Annotated in this window: 14 protein-coding genes and 3 tRNA genes; 2 read left to right on the top strand and 15 right to left on the bottom strand. The window is 59.6% G+C overall.

The genetic code is table 11. The features are described from left to right. Nucleotides 1–74: 74 nt before the first annotated feature. Nucleotides 75–392, top strand: a complete 318-nt coding sequence (locus BLW24_RS14780) for an Arc family DNA-binding protein (protein ID WP_090382962.1) — start codon at nt 75–77, stop codon at nt 390–392. Nucleotides 393–559: 167 nt separating this feature from the next. Here BLW24_RS14780 and BLW24_RS14775 read toward each other — a convergent pair whose 3' ends face one another. From BLW24_RS14775 to mgtE, 4 genes are all read right to left on the bottom strand, one after another. Continuing rightward, the gene (locus tag BLW24_RS14775; protein WP_090382955.1) at nt 560–1,696 is read right to left on the bottom strand and encodes a sodium ion-translocating decarboxylase subunit beta; all 1,137 of its coding nucleotides are present in this window, start codon (nt 1,694–1,696) and stop codon (nt 560–562) included. Nucleotides 1,697–1,708: 12 nt separating this feature from the next. Next, on the bottom strand, nt 1,709–3,484 hold the full coding sequence (gene oadA, locus BLW24_RS14770; protein ID WP_090382947.1) for a sodium-extruding oxaloacetate decarboxylase subunit alpha: 1,776 nt from the start codon (nt 3,482–3,484) through the stop codon (nt 1,709–1,711). Nucleotides 3,485–3,509: 25 nt separating this feature from the next. Continuing rightward, entirely contained in the window at nt 3,510–3,761 is a 252-nt protein-coding gene (locus tag BLW24_RS14765; protein ID WP_090382939.1) for an OadG family protein, read from the bottom strand. Between the two features lie 174 nt (nt 3,762–3,935). Continuing rightward, nucleotides 3,936–5,378, bottom strand: coding sequence for a magnesium transporter (gene mgtE / locus BLW24_RS14760; RefSeq protein ID WP_090382935.1), 1,443 nt, complete (start codon nt 5,376–5,378; stop codon nt 3,936–3,938). A gap of 322 nt (nt 5,379–5,700) precedes the next feature. Here mgtE and bamE point away from each other — a divergent pair, with 322 nt between their 5' ends. Continuing rightward, nucleotides 5,701–6,219 (top strand): outer membrane protein assembly factor BamE domain-containing protein, encoded by a 519-nt coding sequence (gene bamE, locus BLW24_RS14755; RefSeq protein WP_090382930.1) that lies wholly within the window; start codon nt 5,701–5,703, stop codon nt 6,217–6,219. A 109-nt stretch (nt 6,220–6,328) separates the two neighbouring features. On the opposite strand, the gene BLW24_RS14750 is transcribed toward bamE, so the two are convergent. The 11 genes from BLW24_RS14750 to astD form a co-directional block, all read right to left on the bottom strand. Beyond that, nucleotides 6,329–6,405: transfer RNA gene (locus BLW24_RS14750), tRNA-Arg, on the bottom strand. Nucleotides 6,406–6,477: 72 nt separating this feature from the next. Beyond that, a tRNA-Arg gene (locus BLW24_RS14745) sits at nt 6,478–6,554 on the bottom strand. Between the two features lie 53 nt (nt 6,555–6,607). Beyond that, a tRNA-Ser gene (locus BLW24_RS14740) sits at nt 6,608–6,698 on the bottom strand. 62 nt (nt 6,699–6,760) lie between these two features. Continuing rightward, nucleotides 6,761–6,946, bottom strand: a complete 186-nt coding sequence (gene csrA / locus BLW24_RS14735) for a carbon storage regulator CsrA (protein ID WP_025165378.1) — start codon at nt 6,944–6,946, stop codon at nt 6,761–6,763. A gap of 188 nt (nt 6,947–7,134) precedes the next feature. Then, complete coding sequence (locus BLW24_RS14730) at nt 7,135–8,373, bottom strand: aspartate kinase (protein WP_090382926.1); 1,239 nt, start codon at nt 8,371–8,373, stop codon at nt 7,135–7,137. A 114-nt stretch (nt 8,374–8,487) separates the two neighbouring features. After that, nucleotides 8,488–11,112, bottom strand: a complete 2,625-nt coding sequence (gene alaS, locus BLW24_RS14725; protein ID WP_090382922.1) for an alanine--tRNA ligase — start codon at nt 11,110–11,112, stop codon at nt 8,488–8,490. A 121-nt stretch (nt 11,113–11,233) separates the two neighbouring features. Further along, complete coding sequence (gene ltaE, locus BLW24_RS14720) at nt 11,234–12,238, bottom strand: low-specificity L-threonine aldolase (RefSeq protein ID WP_090382916.1); 1,005 nt, start codon at nt 12,236–12,238, stop codon at nt 11,234–11,236. 175 nt (nt 12,239–12,413) lie between these two features. Then, nucleotides 12,414–13,424 carry a succinylglutamate desuccinylase gene (gene astE / locus BLW24_RS14715; RefSeq protein ID WP_090382911.1) on the bottom strand — a complete coding sequence of 337 codons (1,011 nt, stop codon included), beginning with the start codon at nt 13,422–13,424 and terminating at the stop codon, nt 12,414–12,416. Nucleotides 13,425–13,434: 10 nt separating this feature from the next. After that, complete coding sequence (locus BLW24_RS14710; protein WP_090382908.1) at nt 13,435–13,722, bottom strand: topoisomerase II; 288 nt, start codon at nt 13,720–13,722, stop codon at nt 13,435–13,437. A gap of 16 nt (nt 13,723–13,738) precedes the next feature. After that, on the bottom strand, nt 13,739–15,088 hold the full coding sequence (gene astB / locus BLW24_RS14705; protein ID WP_090382905.1) for an N-succinylarginine dihydrolase: 1,350 nt from the start codon (nt 15,086–15,088) through the stop codon (nt 13,739–13,741). After that, nucleotides 15,085–16,548 (bottom strand): succinylglutamate-semialdehyde dehydrogenase, encoded by a 1,464-nt coding sequence (gene astD / locus BLW24_RS14700; protein ID WP_090382901.1) that lies wholly within the window; start codon nt 16,546–16,548, stop codon nt 15,085–15,087. Before astD ends, astB begins: the two co-directional genes overlap by 4 nt. Between the last annotated feature and the right edge of the window lie 79 nt (nt 16,549–16,627).

The raw sequence follows: 16,627 nt of genomic DNA, 5'->3' as shown, positions 1-16,627 counted from the left end.
TCAAACCGGTGACAATCCTATAGCCCATTGCCAGTATCGCTTTCCTGAATTAACCGGTTTAATGTACGCGCCCTATGAAACCAGCACTCTATTCCAGCCGCACCGCTGACAAATTCGTAGTTCGTCTGCCCGATGGCATGCGCGAACGTATTGCGGATGTCGCACGCAACCATCACCGCAGCATGAACTCGGAGATCATTGCTCGCCTCGAGCAAAGCATGCTCCAGGAAAGCGCTCTGGGTGACGACCTCAACATGCGCTTGGACAGCCCAGATCTGTCCTTGCACGAGCGTGAGCTGCTGCAACGCTTCCGCCAGCTGTCACGCCGTCAGCAGAATGCCCTGGTGGCATTGATTGCTCACGATGCCGAGATGGCAGCCGAAGAAGCCTGACTGCGCGACACAACGAAAAAACCGGCCTAGGCCGGTTTTTTTGCTGCCAATAAAAAATGGCCTGGAGCCATTTTTAACGCCGCACCGCGTCGGCCTGCAAGATGGCCATCAGGGATGGCAGGCCATAAAAAACCGCCCTTAAGGCGGTTTTTTATGGCTCGTGTTAATTAGCCAACAAAACTGAGCAACACACCCGCTGCCACTGCAGAACCAATCACCCCAGCCACGTTCGGGCCCATGGCATGCATCAGCAGGAAGTTCTGTGGGTTGGCTTCCAGCCCGACCTTGTTCGACACCCGCGCCGCCATCGGCACCGCAGACACACCAGCCGAACCAATCAACGGGTTGATCTTGTTCTTACTGAACAGGTTCATCAGCTTGGCCATCAGCACACCAGCTGCCGTACCAGCACAGAACGCCACCATCCCCAGACTGAGGATGCCCAGCGTCTTCAACTGCAAGAAGGAATCGGCAGAGAGCTTCGAGCCCACAGTCAGGCCAAGGAAGATGGTGACGATATTGATCAGCGCATTACGCGACGTGTCGGCCAGACGTTCAACCACACCAGCCTCACGCAGCAGGTTACCCAGGGCGAACATGCCGATCAGCGGCGCAGCATCCGGCAACAGCATGCCGATCAGCAGGCACAACACAATCGGGAAGATAATCTTCTCGGCCTGACCCACAGGGCGTAGCTGCTGCATCACAATGGCGCGCTCTTCCTTGGTGGTCAGTGCACGCATGATCGGCGGCTGAATCAACGGCACCAGCGCCATATAGGCATAGGCCGCCACCGCAATCGGGCCGAGCAGATGCGGGGCCAGCTTGGAGGTCACGAAAATCGAGGTAGGACCATCGGCACCGCCGATGATGGCGATGGATGCAGCTTCCTTGAGGGTGAACTCAAGCCCTGGAATACCCAGAGCAGTGATCGCCAACGCACCCATCAGAGTACCGAAGATGCCGAACTGCGCCGCCGCACCAAGCAACAGGGTTTTCGGATTAGCCAGCATCGGACCAAAATCGGTCATGGCGCCGACGCCGAGGAAAATCAGCAACGGGAAGATACTGGTGGGCAGACCCACCTCGTAGATCATATGCAGGAAGCCCGCACCCTCGGCCATATTGGCCACCGGGATGTTGGCCAGCAGGCCGCCAAAACCAATCGGCAACAGCAGCAGAGGCTCAAAGCCCTTCTTGATCGCCAGGTAGATCAGCAGAATGCACACCGCGATCATAAACAGCTGACCGACCTCAACGTGGTACAGGCCGGTGCTCTGCCAAAGCTTGAGGAGCTTATCCATTACTGCGCTCCCTTAACCGATGGTCAGCAGACTGTCGCCCACCGCCACCGCATCACCGACCTTGACGTTGACCGCAGCAATGGTGCCGGCCTTGAACGCACGAATCTCGGTTTCCATCTTCATGGCTTCGAGAATGATCACCAGCTGCCCTTCTTCCACCGCCTGGCCTGGCTGCACCAGCACCTTGAAGATGTTGCCAGCCAGCGGGGCACTCTGCGGCTCGCCAACACCAACGGGGGCAGCTACCGCCGCAGCCGAATTAGCACCGCCACCGACAGCCTTCAGCCCTTCGATGTCGCCACCTTCGTTGACCTGCACCACATAGGACTTGCCGCCCACTTCAACGGTGTAGACCTCAGGCTTGCCAGCTTCACGAACTGGCGCTTCCTTGCCGGTCGGTGCCGGCTCGAACGCCGCCGGGTTACCGCGATTTTCCAGAAACTTCAGGCCGATCTGCGGGAACAGCGCGTAGGTCAGCACGTCGTCGATTTCGTCAGCGGCGAGCTTGATACCTTTCTCTTTGGCAATGCCCTTGAGCTCGGCAGTCAGTTTGTCCATCTCGGCTTCAAGTAGATCGGCCGGACGGCAAGTAACGGCCTCAGCGCCATCGAGCACACGCGCCTGCAGCTCTTTATTGAAAGGCGCCGGCGCTGCACCGTATTCACCCTTCAGAATGCCGGCGGTTTCCTTGGTGATCGACTTGTAGCGCTCACCGGTGAGCACGTTGATCACTGCCTGGGTGCCGACGATCTGCGAGGTTGGCGTTACCAACGGGATAAAGCCGAGGTCTTCGCGTACGCGCGGAATCTCAGCCAACACTTCGTCGAATTTGTCCTGGGCGCCCTGCTCTTTCAGCTGGCCTTCCATATTGGTGAGCATGCCACCTGGCACCTGGGCGACCAGGATGCGCGAATCGACACCCTTGAGGTTGCCCTCGAACTTGGCGTACTTCTTCCGCACTTCACGGAAGTAGGCGGCAATTTCTTCGAGCAGCTCCAAGTTAAGCCCGGTATCGCGCTCAGTGCCCTGGAACATCGCCACTACAGACTCAGTCGGCGAATGACCATAGGTCATCGACAGCGAGGAAATAGCGGTGTCGACATTGTCGATGCCGGCTTCCACGGCCTTGAGAATGGCCACAGACGACAACCCTGCCGTGGCATGGCACTGCATATGAATCGGGATCGACAGGGTCGCCTTCAGGCGCGTCACCAGCTCAAACGCGGTGTAAGGCGTAAGAATACCGGCCATGTCCTTGATCGCCACCGAGTCGGCGCCCATGTCTTCGATCTGCTTGGCCAGATCAACCCACATTTCCAGGGTATGCACCGGACTGGTGGTGTAGGAAATGGTGCCCTGAGCATGCTTGCCCAGTTGCTTGACTGCTTTGAGGGCAGTTTGCAGGTTGCGCGGGTCGTTCATCGCATCGAATACACGGAACACATCAACACCATTGAAGGCGGCGCGTTCGACAAACTTTTCCACCACGTCATCGGCGTAGTGGCGATAACCCAACAGGTTCTGCCCGCGCAGCAGCATCTGCTGGCGGGTGTTGGGCATGGCCTTTTTCAGCTCGCGAATGCGGTGCCATGGGTCTTCACCCAGGTAACGGATGCACGCATCAAAGGTCGCGCCGCCCCAGGATTCCACAGACCAGAAGCCAACCTGATCGAGCCTGGGCGCGATCGGCAGCATGTCTTCCAGGCGCACACGGGTGGCCAGGATCGACTGGTGGGCGTCACGCAGCACCACATCAGTAATTCCGAGTGCTTTCTTTACGGCAGTCATACAGATGCTCCCTGTCGAACCTGGCTCACCCGCGGCGGGCGCGGTGCTGGTGAATAGCGGATTGGATAGCGGCTAGCACATCAGCGCTCGGCTCGTCGGAGGCCGGCTTGACTGCTGATGGCACAGATACGGGAATGGGTGTTTTCGCGGCAAAGCACTCGATAACCCACGACATCACGCGGATCATCAGCACCAATAGCATCAGGAATAGGAATACGGTGCCCAGGCCGAACAGCATGAGCTCGACACCCTCGAGGAGGAGTTCACTAGGGGTCATCTTGGCTCCATTACCAGCTACGTATGAGCTGCGTTAATTATTAGATAGGAGCGCCCGGGAGCTGATCCCAGGCAAAGCTGGCGAACCTTAGCGTGAAACGAGCGTTTGAAGCAAACCCAGAGCAGCCTAATGAGACATTTTCTGTAGAGAAAGCGTCATCATCCTGGCAGGCTGCTAGAGCAGGAACAAACTGGCCAAACCGAGGAAGATAAAGAAACCACCACTATCGGTCACCGCCGTGATCATCACACTGGCGCCCAAGGCTGGGTCACGCCCCATACGCACCAGCGTCATAGGGATCAGTACCCCCATCAGCGCCGCCAGCAGCAGGTTCAGCACCATCGCAGCCGTCATCACCACGCCCAGCGACCAGCTGTCATAGAGCAGGTAGGCCACCACGCCGATCACCCCACCCCAGACGATACCGTTGACCAACCCCACACCCAGCTCCTTGCGAATCAGCCGCGAGGTATTGCCGGTGCTGACCTGATCCAGCGCCATGGCGCGCACGATCATGGTGATGGTCTGGTTACCCGAGTTGCCACCTATGCCCGCAACAATCGGCATCAGCGCAGCCAGGGCGACCAGCTTCTCGATGGAGTCTTCGAACAGGCCAATCACCCTCGACGCCATAAAGGCAGTAACTAGGTTGATCGCCAACCAGGCCCAACGGTTGCGCAGGGATTTCCACACCGAGGCAAAGATGTCCTCCTCCTCGCGCAGACCGGCCATATTGAGGACTTCGCTTTCGCTTTCCTCACGGATCAGATCGACCATCTCATCGATGGTCAAACGGCCAATCAACTTGCCGTTCTTGTCCACCACGGGCGAAGAGATCAGGTCATAACGCTCGAACGCCTGTGCAGCGTCGTAGCCGTCTTCATCCGGGTGAAAACTTACCGGATCAGTGGCCATGACTTCGCTGACCAGCTTCTCCGGGTCATTGACCAGCAGGCGCTTGACCGGCAGCACGCCCTTGAGCACACCGTCGTAATCGACCACAAACAGTTTGTCGGTGTGCCCCGGCAGCTCCTTGAGGCGGCGCAGGTAGCGCAACACCACCTCCAGGCTGACATCTTCGCGGATGGTGACCATCTCGAAGTCCATCAGCGCACCGACCTGACCCTCCTCGTAGGACAACGCCGAGCGCACACGCTCACGCTGCTGCGCATCAAGGCTTTCCATCAGCTCATGCACGACATCGCGCGGCAGCTCGGAGGCCAGGTCGGCCAGCTCGTCGGCATCCATGTCCCTCGCGGCCGCAAGAATTTCATGGTCATCCATGTCCGCAAGCAGGGTTTCACGCACCGCGTCAGACACTTCGAGGAGGATGTCGCCGTCGCGCTCAACCTTGACCAGCTGCCAGACCGTCAGGCGGTCATCAAGCGGCAAGGCTTCGAGAATATGGGCAACGTCGGCGGAGTGCAGCTCATCGAGCTTGCGCTGCAATTCGGCGAGGTTCTGCCGATGCACCAGGCTTTCCACCCGGTCGTGATGCTGGCCTTCCTGACGATGAGTCAGGTCTTCGACCAGCTTGTGCCGATGCAACAGCTCGACCACCTGGGCCAGGCGATTTTGCAGGCTTTCTTGCGGCTTTTTTGCTTCTACTTCAGTCATGGCGCGCTCCACCCCCAGCGGCAGCGCACGCCACGGAGGGTCAATCAGTCAATACGTGATTGCACAATCGAGATTCTGAGTAACTACTGGGTAAGTCCATGGTGGTTTTCCACAAGCCCCGGCGGGGCTGACGCTGCGAATGATACCACCGCCCAGGCGCTTTGCATGTGACAAAAACAATCCTAGAACAAGCGCTTGCACGACAAACTTAAGCGCGCTTGCACATCTGTAACTGCGACGTGCCTGGCACAGGCAAAGGCACGCCTGACGCAGACAAAGGTATCGACTACCCTTGCACATGGACCGTCACGGAGGACGCACCATGCATGGACTGCACTGCGCAGCTTTCTGCGCCATTCTGCTTTGCCCCCTACCCACACTCAGCTCAACCGTATTTCGCTGTGAAGACGCCAAAGGCCACATCACATTCACCCGACAAGGTTGCCCCGACGAACACAGCCAAAGTCTGCAACAGGCCTACAACCCCACACCCGGCAGCGGCAAACCAGTGCCATTGGCCAAACCGCACAAGGCCAGCCGCGAGAGCAAGAAGAAAGATCAACACAAGCTGACAGTGATCGGCACTAAGCAGGACGGCTGCGGCAATCACCTCAGCAGCAGCAGCGAGCGGCGCGCCGCCATCATCAAGCAGCAGATACGCCTGGGCATGAGCCGCAGCGACGTCGAGAGCAGCCTCGGCAAGCCTGACAAGGTCACCGAACAGAACGGCCAGACGCGCTACGTTTACCAGGGCAAGAAAGGCAACAAGCGCAACGTCAGCTTCGATGAAGCCGGCTGCGTCAAAGGCAAGGCCAAACGAAAATCGGCGAGTAAAAAATGACCAACAGTCACTTTTAACGTCTTACAGCGACAACCCGCCGGGTCGCAGCGAGAAACGATAAATAGCAAGCAATAAAAAAGGGCCTGCATCGCTGCAGGCCCTTCTTGTTTGGTGCACTCAGGAGGATTCGAACCTCCGACCGCTCGGTTCGTAGCCGAGTACTCTATCCAGCTGAGCTATGAGTGCATATGGCGCTTTTAAACCAGATCACCGCTGGCTGAAACAAAATGGCCTGCATCGCTGCAAGCCATTCCAATTTGGTGCACTCAGGAGGATTCGAACCTCCGACCGCTCGGTTCGTAGCCGAGTACTCTATCCAGCTGAGCTATGAGTGCATGTAACGCTTGCACTGCAGACTTTCAACACCAACGCCTACAGCACTAAATAATGGCGGAGAAGGGGGGATTCGAACCCCCGACACCCTTTTGAGATGTACTCCCTTAGCAGGGGAGCGCCTTCGGCCACTCGGCCACCTCTCCGCAACACGGGGCGCATGATAACCATGTTTCCCCCGTTTGCAAAGCCAAAATTTCGATAAAAATTAGTGGCTTGGTTCTTCGCCTTTCTCTTTCTGGATGCGCTGGTAAATTTCTTCACGGTGCACGGCAACCTCTTTCGGCGCGTTAACGCCAATGCGCACCTGATTACCTTTAACGCCCAACACGGTGACAGTGACTTCGTCACCCACCATCAGGGTCTCTCCGACCCGGCGAGTCAGAATCAGCATTCCTTTCTCCTTACGGATATCAGTTCAGGACAACAGCAGTCTGCAAAAAAGAAAATGATGGCAGCCCCGAACATCTCAAGCAGAGCCTTCACCCAAGTATTGACCAGTGTGAGCAGAAAGAAAGTTCCCGCTCATGCCAACCAAAAAGACAAAAGGCGCGGGATAAACCGCGCCTTTCGGATAATGCCTCAGTCGCCCTGACGGGCCGGGGCATCCAGTTCAAAAGCAGTGTGCAGGGCGCGCACCGCCAACTCCAGATATTTCTCTTCGATCACCACAGAGACTTTGATCTCCGAGGTGGAGATCATCTGAATATTGATGTTTTCCTTGGCCAGCGCCTCGAACATGCGGCTGGCAACACCTGCGTGGGAACGCATGCCAACGCCGACGATGGACACCTTGGCAATCTTGGTGTCGCCAATCACTTCACGCGCACCCAACTCGCGAGCGGTGTTCTCCAGCACCTGCTGCGCCGCACTGTAGTCATTGCGGTGCACGGTGAAGGTGAAATCGGTGGTGTTATCGTGCGCAACGTTCTGCACGATCATGTCCACTTCGATGTTCGCAGCACTGATCGGGCCGAGAATTTTGAACGCCACGCCCGGGATGTCCGGTACGCCACGGATGGTCAGCTTGGCTTCGTCGCGGTTGAAAGCGATGCCGGAGATGATCGGCTGTTCCATGGATTCCTCTTCATCAAGGGTAATGAGGGTGCCCGGCCCCTCTTGGAAGCTGTGCAGCACGCGCAGCGGGACGTTGTACTTGCCGGCGAATTCCACCGAGCGAATCTGCAGCACCTTGGAACCGAGACTGGCCATTTCCAGCATCTCTTCGAAGGTGATTTTTTCCAGACGCTGAGCCTGCGGCACCACACGCGGATCGGTGGTGTAGACACCATCGACGTCGGTGTAGATCTGGCACTCATCGGCCTTCAGCGCAGCGGCCAACGCCACACCCGTGGTATCGGAACCGCCACGACCGAGGGTGGTGATATTGCCGTGCTCGTCGACACCCTGGAAACCCGCAACCACCACCACACGACCGGCCTTGAGGTCGGCACGCAGTTTCTGATCATCGATCTGCAGGATGCGCGCTTTGTTGTGTGCACTGTCAGTCAGGATGCGCACCTGGCTGCCGGTATAGGACACCGCCGGCACGTCAAGCTTGATCAGCGCCATGGCCAGCAGGGCAATCGTCACCTGCTCGCCGGTAGAGACCATCACGTCGAGTTCACGCGGTACCGGCTGACCATCACTGACCTGTTTGGCCAGATCGATCAGGCGATTGGTTTCACCGCTCATGGCGGAAACCACAACCACAATGTCATCGCCGTTTTCGCGGAATTTCTTCACCTTCGCGGCCACCTGCTGAATACGCTCAACAGTGCCGACGGAGGTGCCGCCAAATTTCTGTACGATCAAAGCCATTTCAAAGCCGCCTCAGCCCGTGAAGGGCGCCCATTAAACAGATAACTCAATAGCCTGCCAAGGCCCGCCGGGCGTATACCGGGCCCTGGTCTTTGCACTCAAGCAATCAGGTACTTACAGACCTTGCTCGGCAAAGGAGACGGCCAACGCCAGCGCACCATCGAGGGCCGCCGCATCAACGCCGCCGCCTTGCGCCATGTCCGGACGACCACCACCCTTGCCACCGACGGCCGCAGCCGCCTGCTTCATCAACTCGCCGGCCTTCAGCTTGGCGGTCAGGTCCTGGGTCACACCGGCCACCAGGACGACCTTGTCGTCCTGCACGCCGCCGAGCAGGATGACTGCACTGCCCAACTTGTTCTTCAGCTGATCGACCATCGCCAGCAGCGCCTTGCCGTCCAGACCGTCGAGACGCGCCGTCAGCACCTTGATGCCTTTGACGTCGACAGCCGAACCCGCCAGGTCATTACCTGCCGCACTGGCGGCCTTGGCCTTGAGCTGTTCCAGCTCTTTTTCCAGCTGACGGTTGCGCTCCAGCACACCGACCAGCTTGTCCAGCAGGTTGTCACGACTGCCCTTGACCAGCGCAGCGGCTTCTTTCAGCTGCTCTTCGGCGCCGTTCAGGTAGGCAAAGGCTGCTGCGCCGGTAATCGCTTCAATTCGACGCACGCCAGCCGCCACACCGCTTTCGCTGATAATTTTGAACAGACCGATATCACCGGTGCGCTTGACGTGAGTACCGCCGCACAGCTCAACGGAGAAATCGCCACCCATGCTCAACACGCGAACCTGATCGCCGTACTTCTCACCGAACAGCGCCATGGCCCCCTTGGCCTTGGCAGTTTCGATATCGGTTTCCAGGGTTTCCACTTCGCTGTTAGCGCGCACTTCGCGGTTGACGATGGCCTCCAGCTCTTTCAGCTGCGCAAGCGTGATCGCCTCGAAGTGGCTGAAGTCAAAACGCAGACGCTGACTGTCGACCAACGAGCCCTTCTGGGTCACGTGCTCGCCCAGCACCTGACGCAGCGCCGCATGCAGCAGGTGAGTCGCCGAGTGATTGAGCGCAGTGGCCTGACGCACACTGGCGTCAACTTCGGCCTTGAGCGAAGTACCGACGCTCAAGCCGCCTTTGAGCGCAACGCCGTGGTGCAGGAATGCGCCGCCAGCCTTGGTGGTATCACGCACTTCGAAACGCACACCAGCACCTTCAAGGAAGCCGCAGTCACCAACCTGACCACCGGATTCTGCATAGAACGGCGTCTGGTCGAGGACGACTACGCCCTCCTCGCCTTCACCCAGGCTGTCGACGGCCTGGCCGGCCTTGAACAACGCAATGATCTTGCCGCTGCCACTGGTGCCCTGGTAGCCGAGGAACGCAGTGTCGCTGTCGACCTTGACCAGGCTGTTGTAGTCCATGCCGAAAGCACTGGCAGAACGTGCGCGCTCGCGCTGCGCCTGCATTTCGCGCTCGAAACCTTCTTCATCCAGAGTCAGCTCACGCTCACGGGCGATGTCGCCGGTGAGGTCCATCGGAAAGCCGAAGGTGTCGTACAGCTTGAAGATCACATCGCCCGGAATGACGGTGCCTTTGAGCTCGGCCAGGTCCTGCTCGAGGATCTTCAGGCCCTGCTCCAGGGTCTTGGCAAACTGCTCTTCTTCAGTTTTCAGCACGCGCTCGATATGCGCCTGCTGCTGTTTCAGCTCAGGGAAGGCATCGCCCATCTCGGCTACCAACGCGGCAACGATCTGGTAGAAGAAGCTGCCCTTGGCACCCAGCTTGTTACCGTGGCGGCAGGCGCGGCGGATGATGCGGCGCAGCACGTAGCCACGACCTTCGTTTGACGGGGTGACGCCGTCGGCGATCAGGAAGCCGCAGGAACGGATGTGGTCAGCCACCACCTTCAGCGAAGCCTGGCCCTCGTTGACGCAACCGATAGCCTTGGCCGCTGCATTCAGCAGACTCTGGAACAGGTCGATCTCGTAGTTCGAGTTGACGTGTTGCAGCAGCGCGCTGACGCGCTCCAGCCCCATGCCAGTGTCCACACTCGGCGCCGGCAGCGGATGCAGCACACCGTCTGCGGTGCGGTTGAACTGCATAAAGACGTTGTTCCAGATCTCAATGTAACGATCACCGTCTTCTTCTGGCGAGCCGGGTGGGCCACCCCAGATATGCTCGCCGTGGTCGAAGAAAATCTCGGTGCACGGGCCGCACGGGCCGGTGTCGCCCATGGTCCAGAAGTTGTCGGACGCATACGGTGCGCCTTTGTTGTCGCCGATGCGGATCATGCGTTCAGCCGGAACGCCGATTTCCTTGTTCCAGATGTCATAGGCTTCGTCGTCTGTGGCGTAGACGGTGACCCAGAGTTTTTCCTTGGGCAGGTTCAGCCAGTTTTCGCCGGTGAGGAACTCCCAGGCGAAGTGAATGGCGTCGCGCTTGAAATAGTCGCCAAAGCTGAAGTTGCCGAGCATTTCGAAAAAAGTGTGGTGACGCGCAGTGTAACCGACGTTTTCCAGGTCGTTGTGCTTGCCGCCGGCACGCACGCACTTCTGGCTGGTGGCGGCGCGGGTGTAGGCGCGCTTTTCCAGGCCGAGGAAGCAATCCTTGAACTGGTTCATCCCCGCGTTGGTGAACAGCAGGGTCGGGTCATTACCCGGAATCAGGGAGCTGGAGGCGACACGGGTGTGTCCCTTCTGTTCGAAGAAGCTGAGGAAGGCTTCACGGATTTCTGCGCTTTTCATAGGAATCTTCCAAAAACCAGCGGCCACGACAAAGCCGGCAAAGGGCCGCATTATATCGGGCCTGCGCTAGGGGGCTAGTGCCTTTATTGATAGAGAGCGACTATTCATCGCGCCAAGACAATCAACTCCGGCGAAATTTGGCGAAGGCTGCCACCACCTGATCGATATCCGCAGCGGCAATATCCAAATGCGTGACCATGCGCAGCCGCGGCGCAGCAGTGAGCTTGATCCCGCGCTCGGCGCAGAAGGCCTTCAGCGCGCCGGCCTGTTCACCCGCCTGGGCGTAGACCATATTGGTCTGCACCGGCTCCACCGCATAACCCAGCTCACGCAAGCCTGCGGCCAAGCGCTCGGCATTGGCATGATCCTCAGCCAAGCGCGAAACCTGATGCTGCAGCGCATACAAACCGGCCGCCGCGAGCATGCCGGCTTGACGCATGCCGCCGCCGACCATCTTGCGCAGCCGCCGCGCCTTACCGATCAACTCGGCTGAGCCGCACAGCACCGAGCCCATCGGTGCGCCAAGGCCCTTGGACAGGCACACCGAGACCGAATCGAAGTATTGAGTGATTTCCCGCGCAGGCACGCCCAGCTTGACCGCCGCGTTATACAAACGCGCGCCGTCGAGATGCAGAGCCAAGCCACGTCGCGTGCACAACTCACGCGCCGCCTGCAGATAAGCCTGCGGCAGTACCTTGCCCTGCATGGTGTTTTCCAGTGCCAGCAGGCGGGTGCGGGCGAAGTGGAAGTCATCCTGTTTGATTGCTGCTTCGACCTTGGCCAAGTCCAGCGAGCCATCGGCTTCGCCATCGATCGGCTGCGGCTGGATCGAGCCCAGCACCGCCGCGCCGCCGCCTTCGTACTTATAGGTATGCGCCTGCTGACCGACGATATATTCGTCGCCACGCGCGCAATGGGCCATCAGCCCGAGCAGGTTACTCATGGTACCGGTGGGTACAAACAGCGCGGCAGCAAAGCCCAGCTCGGCGGCCAGAAACTGCTCCAGGTGATTGACCGTGGGGTCTTCGCCATACACGTCATCGCCCAGTTCGGCGGCCTGCATGGCCTCGCGCATGCCAGGGGTCGGCTGGGTGACGGTGTCGCTGCGCAGGTCGATAACGGGCATGGCGGGCAGTCCTTAGATGAGGCTAAAGCCCGATGCTAAAGCGCGCCACACAGGCAAACAAGGTACAGATCAGGTAAGAAAACGCAGGACAGATGTGTAGGGTGGATGACGCCTTTTTCATCCACCTTGCGTGCATCAATTGGCGGATGGATAAAGCGCCATCCACCCTACTGGATCAAGCCAGCTGCACATCTTCGGCGGGGACGATCAGGATACCGGCGCGCAGACCGTTCTTGACCTTGGGATTGGGGAAGATGATGCGGGCACCCGGCTCATCCACCACCCAGCGGGTATCGGCCAGATCCTCGGCCAACAGGTAGCCAAGTGGCAATTCGCTGAAGTTCTCGATATCCGCCGGCAGGTGCAGCTTGAAGGCGTCGCTGTGTTTGATCACCTCGCGCGCTACGGCAAATAACTTCAGCTCGCCCAGATCATCAGCGGCACCTTCTGGCTCGCGGCCCTCGATCAGCGCCCGCAAATGCTGCTCAAGCAGATCAAGGTTGACCAGTTCGTTCTGCCCGAACGACCGCGCCTTTCCCAGTTCCAGGGTGAAGGCCTCCGCACCCAGCTGGGTATAGGTGTAGGCGCTGAAGGTGATCGAACTCTTGTTGTGCAGCAGCACCGCTTCGATTCCGGCTGCGCTCAAGCGCGCCAGTTCGCGCTGGCTGCGCGGGCGGCCTTCCTGAAAGGGATAGAGGGCGAACTGCTCGATCTTAGACGCGCGAATCGCGGTGTGCAGGTCGTAATGCAGACGGGTGCGATCCGGCTTGCTGAAGAAGGTTGCAGCCAGATGTTCCAGATCACAGGCGCGCAACGCTTCCGCGCCTGCGTGCTGATCGTGGCGGCCGTTGAACAAGCGGTTGATGTCCTGCTCGATATAACGCTCACCGCTGCGCATGGCGGCGGGGTTACCGAACAGAAAGAGAATGCGCGCACGCGATTTCAGCTGGTTGCGAGCGATGCCTTGCAGCAGGCGGTCGAGCAATTCAATCGGCGCGGTTTCGTTGCCATGGATGCCTGCAGACAGCAGCAGATCCAGGCCATTGTCGCTGGCCACCGGCGGCGTTATCTCCAATGCGCCTTCGGCCAGCCAACGCAAACGCGTGCCCTCGGGGGTCAGCTGAATCTTCGCTGCCGGTTCGTGGCCGGCGAGGGTCAGTTCAAGCAGTTTGCCGAGGGCAAGCATGGGCGTTTCCTCAATCGTGATTGCAGTCAGGGCCGTGCACGTGATCGTCGTCTTCGTCCAGGCCGGCGGCTTCCATTTCCAGCTCCAGGCTGACCAGGTTGGTAGCCAGTGGGCGCAGCAGCAGGTTGGCGTATTCGGTGTCGCCCTCCTCCACGTCTACACCGATCATCAGCTGGCCGTTACCGACCTGCTGAATCCAGATTTCCTTACCCTGCCAGACTACGGCAAACCGCGTGCAGGAGGTTTCCAGCTGGGTGCCATCGGTGTCTTCGAGGATCAGTTGCAGGGCGTCGGACATGGTAATAAGTACTCAATCAAGCTAATTGGAATGGATAAACCGCGCCCAGTTTAAGGATCTGCGTCAGTTCGTCCAAGGCCGTACGACATTCGTTCAGCAATTGTGGGTCAGCCAGGTCGTTTTCGCTCAGGCGATCACGGTAGTGCTTGTCGACCCAGACGTTGAGGCTGTCATGCAGGGTCGGGGTCATGATCACACCCTGATTGACCGCCGCCAGCTCGTGCTCCTTGAGCGCCACGCGCAAGCGCAGGCATGCCGGACCACCGCCATTCTGCATGCTCTGCTTGAGGTCGAAGACCTTGACCTCGCGGATCGGCCCGTTACCGCTGGTCAGCTGCTCCAGGTAGCGCCAGACATTGGCGTTGTTGCGGCATTCCTCCGGCACGATCAGCAGCATGCTGCCATCGGCGCGAGTCAACAGCTGGCTGTTGAACAGGTAGGACTTGACCGCATCCTCCACCGTCACCGCATCACGCGGTACACACACAGCCTGGAAGTTGCCGCCACGGCGGGCGAGCTTGTCGCTCAGCTCGGCCAGCACCTTGTCGGTGTCGAAAAAGGCGTCCTGGTGATAGAACAGCACCTCGCCATTGCCCACCGCGATCACATCGTTGTGGAACACGCCCTGATCAATCACCGCAGGCGTTTGCTGGGCGTAAACCACGCCCTCATCGCTCAGACCGTGCAGACGGGCAACCGCCTGCGAGGCCTCCAGAGTCTGCCGCGCCGGGTAACGCTGCGGCGCCGGGAAGCGGCTGTCAAAGGCGCTGCGACCGAACACGAAGAACTCCACACCTGCATCGCCGTAGCCTTTGCAGAAGCGTGTGTGGTTGGCCGCGCCTTCATCGCCGAACGGACCGACTGCCGGCAGCGCGGCGTGGTGAGCGAAGTGCTGCTCATTGGCGAACATGGCGCCGAGTACCCGGCTGGTGGTCGGGTGTTCGATCGAACGGTGGAATTTGCAGTTGAGGTTGGCGGCGGTGAAATGCACACGACCATCGGCCGTATCGGCACTCGGGCTGACGGTGCAAGCGTTGGCCGTCCACATACTGGACGCCGAGCAGCTGGCGACCAGCAGCGGCATGGCGTCTTTCGCGGCCTTCTGGATCACCTGGGCGTCGGTCCCGGTAAAGCCCAGGCTGCGCAGCACGGCGACATTCGGGCGCTCCTGCGGAGCCAGTACGCCCTGCTTGAAGCCCATTTCCATCAGGGCCTTCATCTTGGCCAGGCCCTGCTTGGCCGCTTCTTTCGGGTTGGACGCAGCCTGACTGTTGCTCTGCGAGGCGACGTTGCCATAGGACAGGCCGCCGTAGTTGTGAGTCGGCCCGACCAGACCGTCAAAATTCACTTCAAATGAGTTGCTCACAGACTTACTCCGGGGGTCAGGGTGGCAGGCAGGCTCAGGCTGTCGGATTCCAGCGAGGCCACCGGGTAGGCGCAGTAATCAGCCGCGTAATAGGCACTGGCGCGGTGATTGCCAGAGGCGCCCACACCGCCGAATGGCGCAGTACTGGCGGCGCCGGTCAGCTGTTTGTTCCAGTTGACGATACCGGCACGGCTTTGCAGCCAGAACTGCTCGTAGCGCGCCTTGGAATCGGACAGCAGACCAGCGGCCAGGCCGTACTGGGTGTTGTTGGCCTCGGCTATAGCCGCAGCAAAATCGGTGTAGCGAATCACCTGCAGCAGCGGTCCGAAGAACTCTTCATCCGGACGATTGGCGACTTCGGTCACATCAACGATGCCTGGGGTGAGCAAGGCGGCGCCCTGCAGCGGCTGGGTCATTTCCAGCAGCGGTTTGGCGCCCTGGGTCAGCAGATGCTGCTGGGCCTTGATCAGGTGCTGCGCGGCTGCCAGGGAAATCACCGACCCCATAAAGGGCGCAGGCTGGGCATCGAAACTGCCGACCTTGATGCTCGCAGCCACGTCCACCAGACGCTCCAGCAGGCTGTCGCCCCACGCGCCTTGCGGCACCAGCAGGCGGCGCGCGCAGGTGCAGCGCTGGCCGGCGGAGATAAAGGCTGACTGAATAATGGTGTACACCGCTGCATTGAGATCAGCGACCTGATCAACCAGCAGCGGGTTGTTGCCGCCCATTTCCAGGGCGAGGATCTTGTCCGGACGACCGGCGAACTGGCTGTGCAGCAGGTTGCCGGTGCTGCTGGAGCCGGTAAAGAACAGCCCGTCGATGCCGTCATTCGCAGCCAAAGCCACACCGGTATCGCGCGCGCCCTGCACCAGGTTGAGTACGCCTGCCGGCAAGCCGGCTTCGATCCAGCATTTAACGGTCAGCTCGGCGACTTTCGGCGTCAGCTCGCTGGGCTTGAACACCACGCAATTGCCCGCCAGCAGCGCCGGCACGATATGACCGTTAGGCAGGTGACCGGGGAAGTTGTACGGACCAAACACCGCAACCACACCATGCGGTTTGTGCCGCAGCACGGCGGTGGCGTCGGCCAGCGGCCCGCTCTTCTCACCGGTGCGCTCGCGGTAGCTCTGGTTGGAGATGGCGACCTTGTTGACCATGCTGGTGACTTCGGTGGCGGTTTCCCACAGCGGCTTGCCGGTCTCTTCACCGATGCAGTGGCCCAGGGCATCGGCATGGCTTTTCAGGGTGGTGGCAAACTGCTCGAGCACGGCAATGCGCTCATCCAGCGAACGCGAGGCCCAGGCTGGGAATGCGCTACGGGCGGCCTGTACGGCAGCGTCAACCTGTGCAGCACTGGCCGCCTGACCTTGCCAGATAGCTTCCTGGCTGACCGGATTGAGCGATTCCAGGGCTTCACCCTGGCCTGCGTGCCAGGCACCGGCAATATAATGAGTGCTCATCTTGTTTTATCACTCCCAGCAAGGTTTAGACCCGGCCTGCGCCGGATCGGCAAATAGAGACAGCTGCGTCGCACTACTT

This window comes from Pseudomonas anguilliseptica, from assembly GCF_900105355.1.
GTDB lineage: Bacteria > Pseudomonadota > Gammaproteobacteria > Pseudomonadales > Pseudomonadaceae > Aquipseudomonas > Aquipseudomonas anguilliseptica.
The sequence above is the reverse complement of the archived record's forward strand: the minus strand, read 5'-3'. Positions and strand labels throughout refer to the sequence as shown.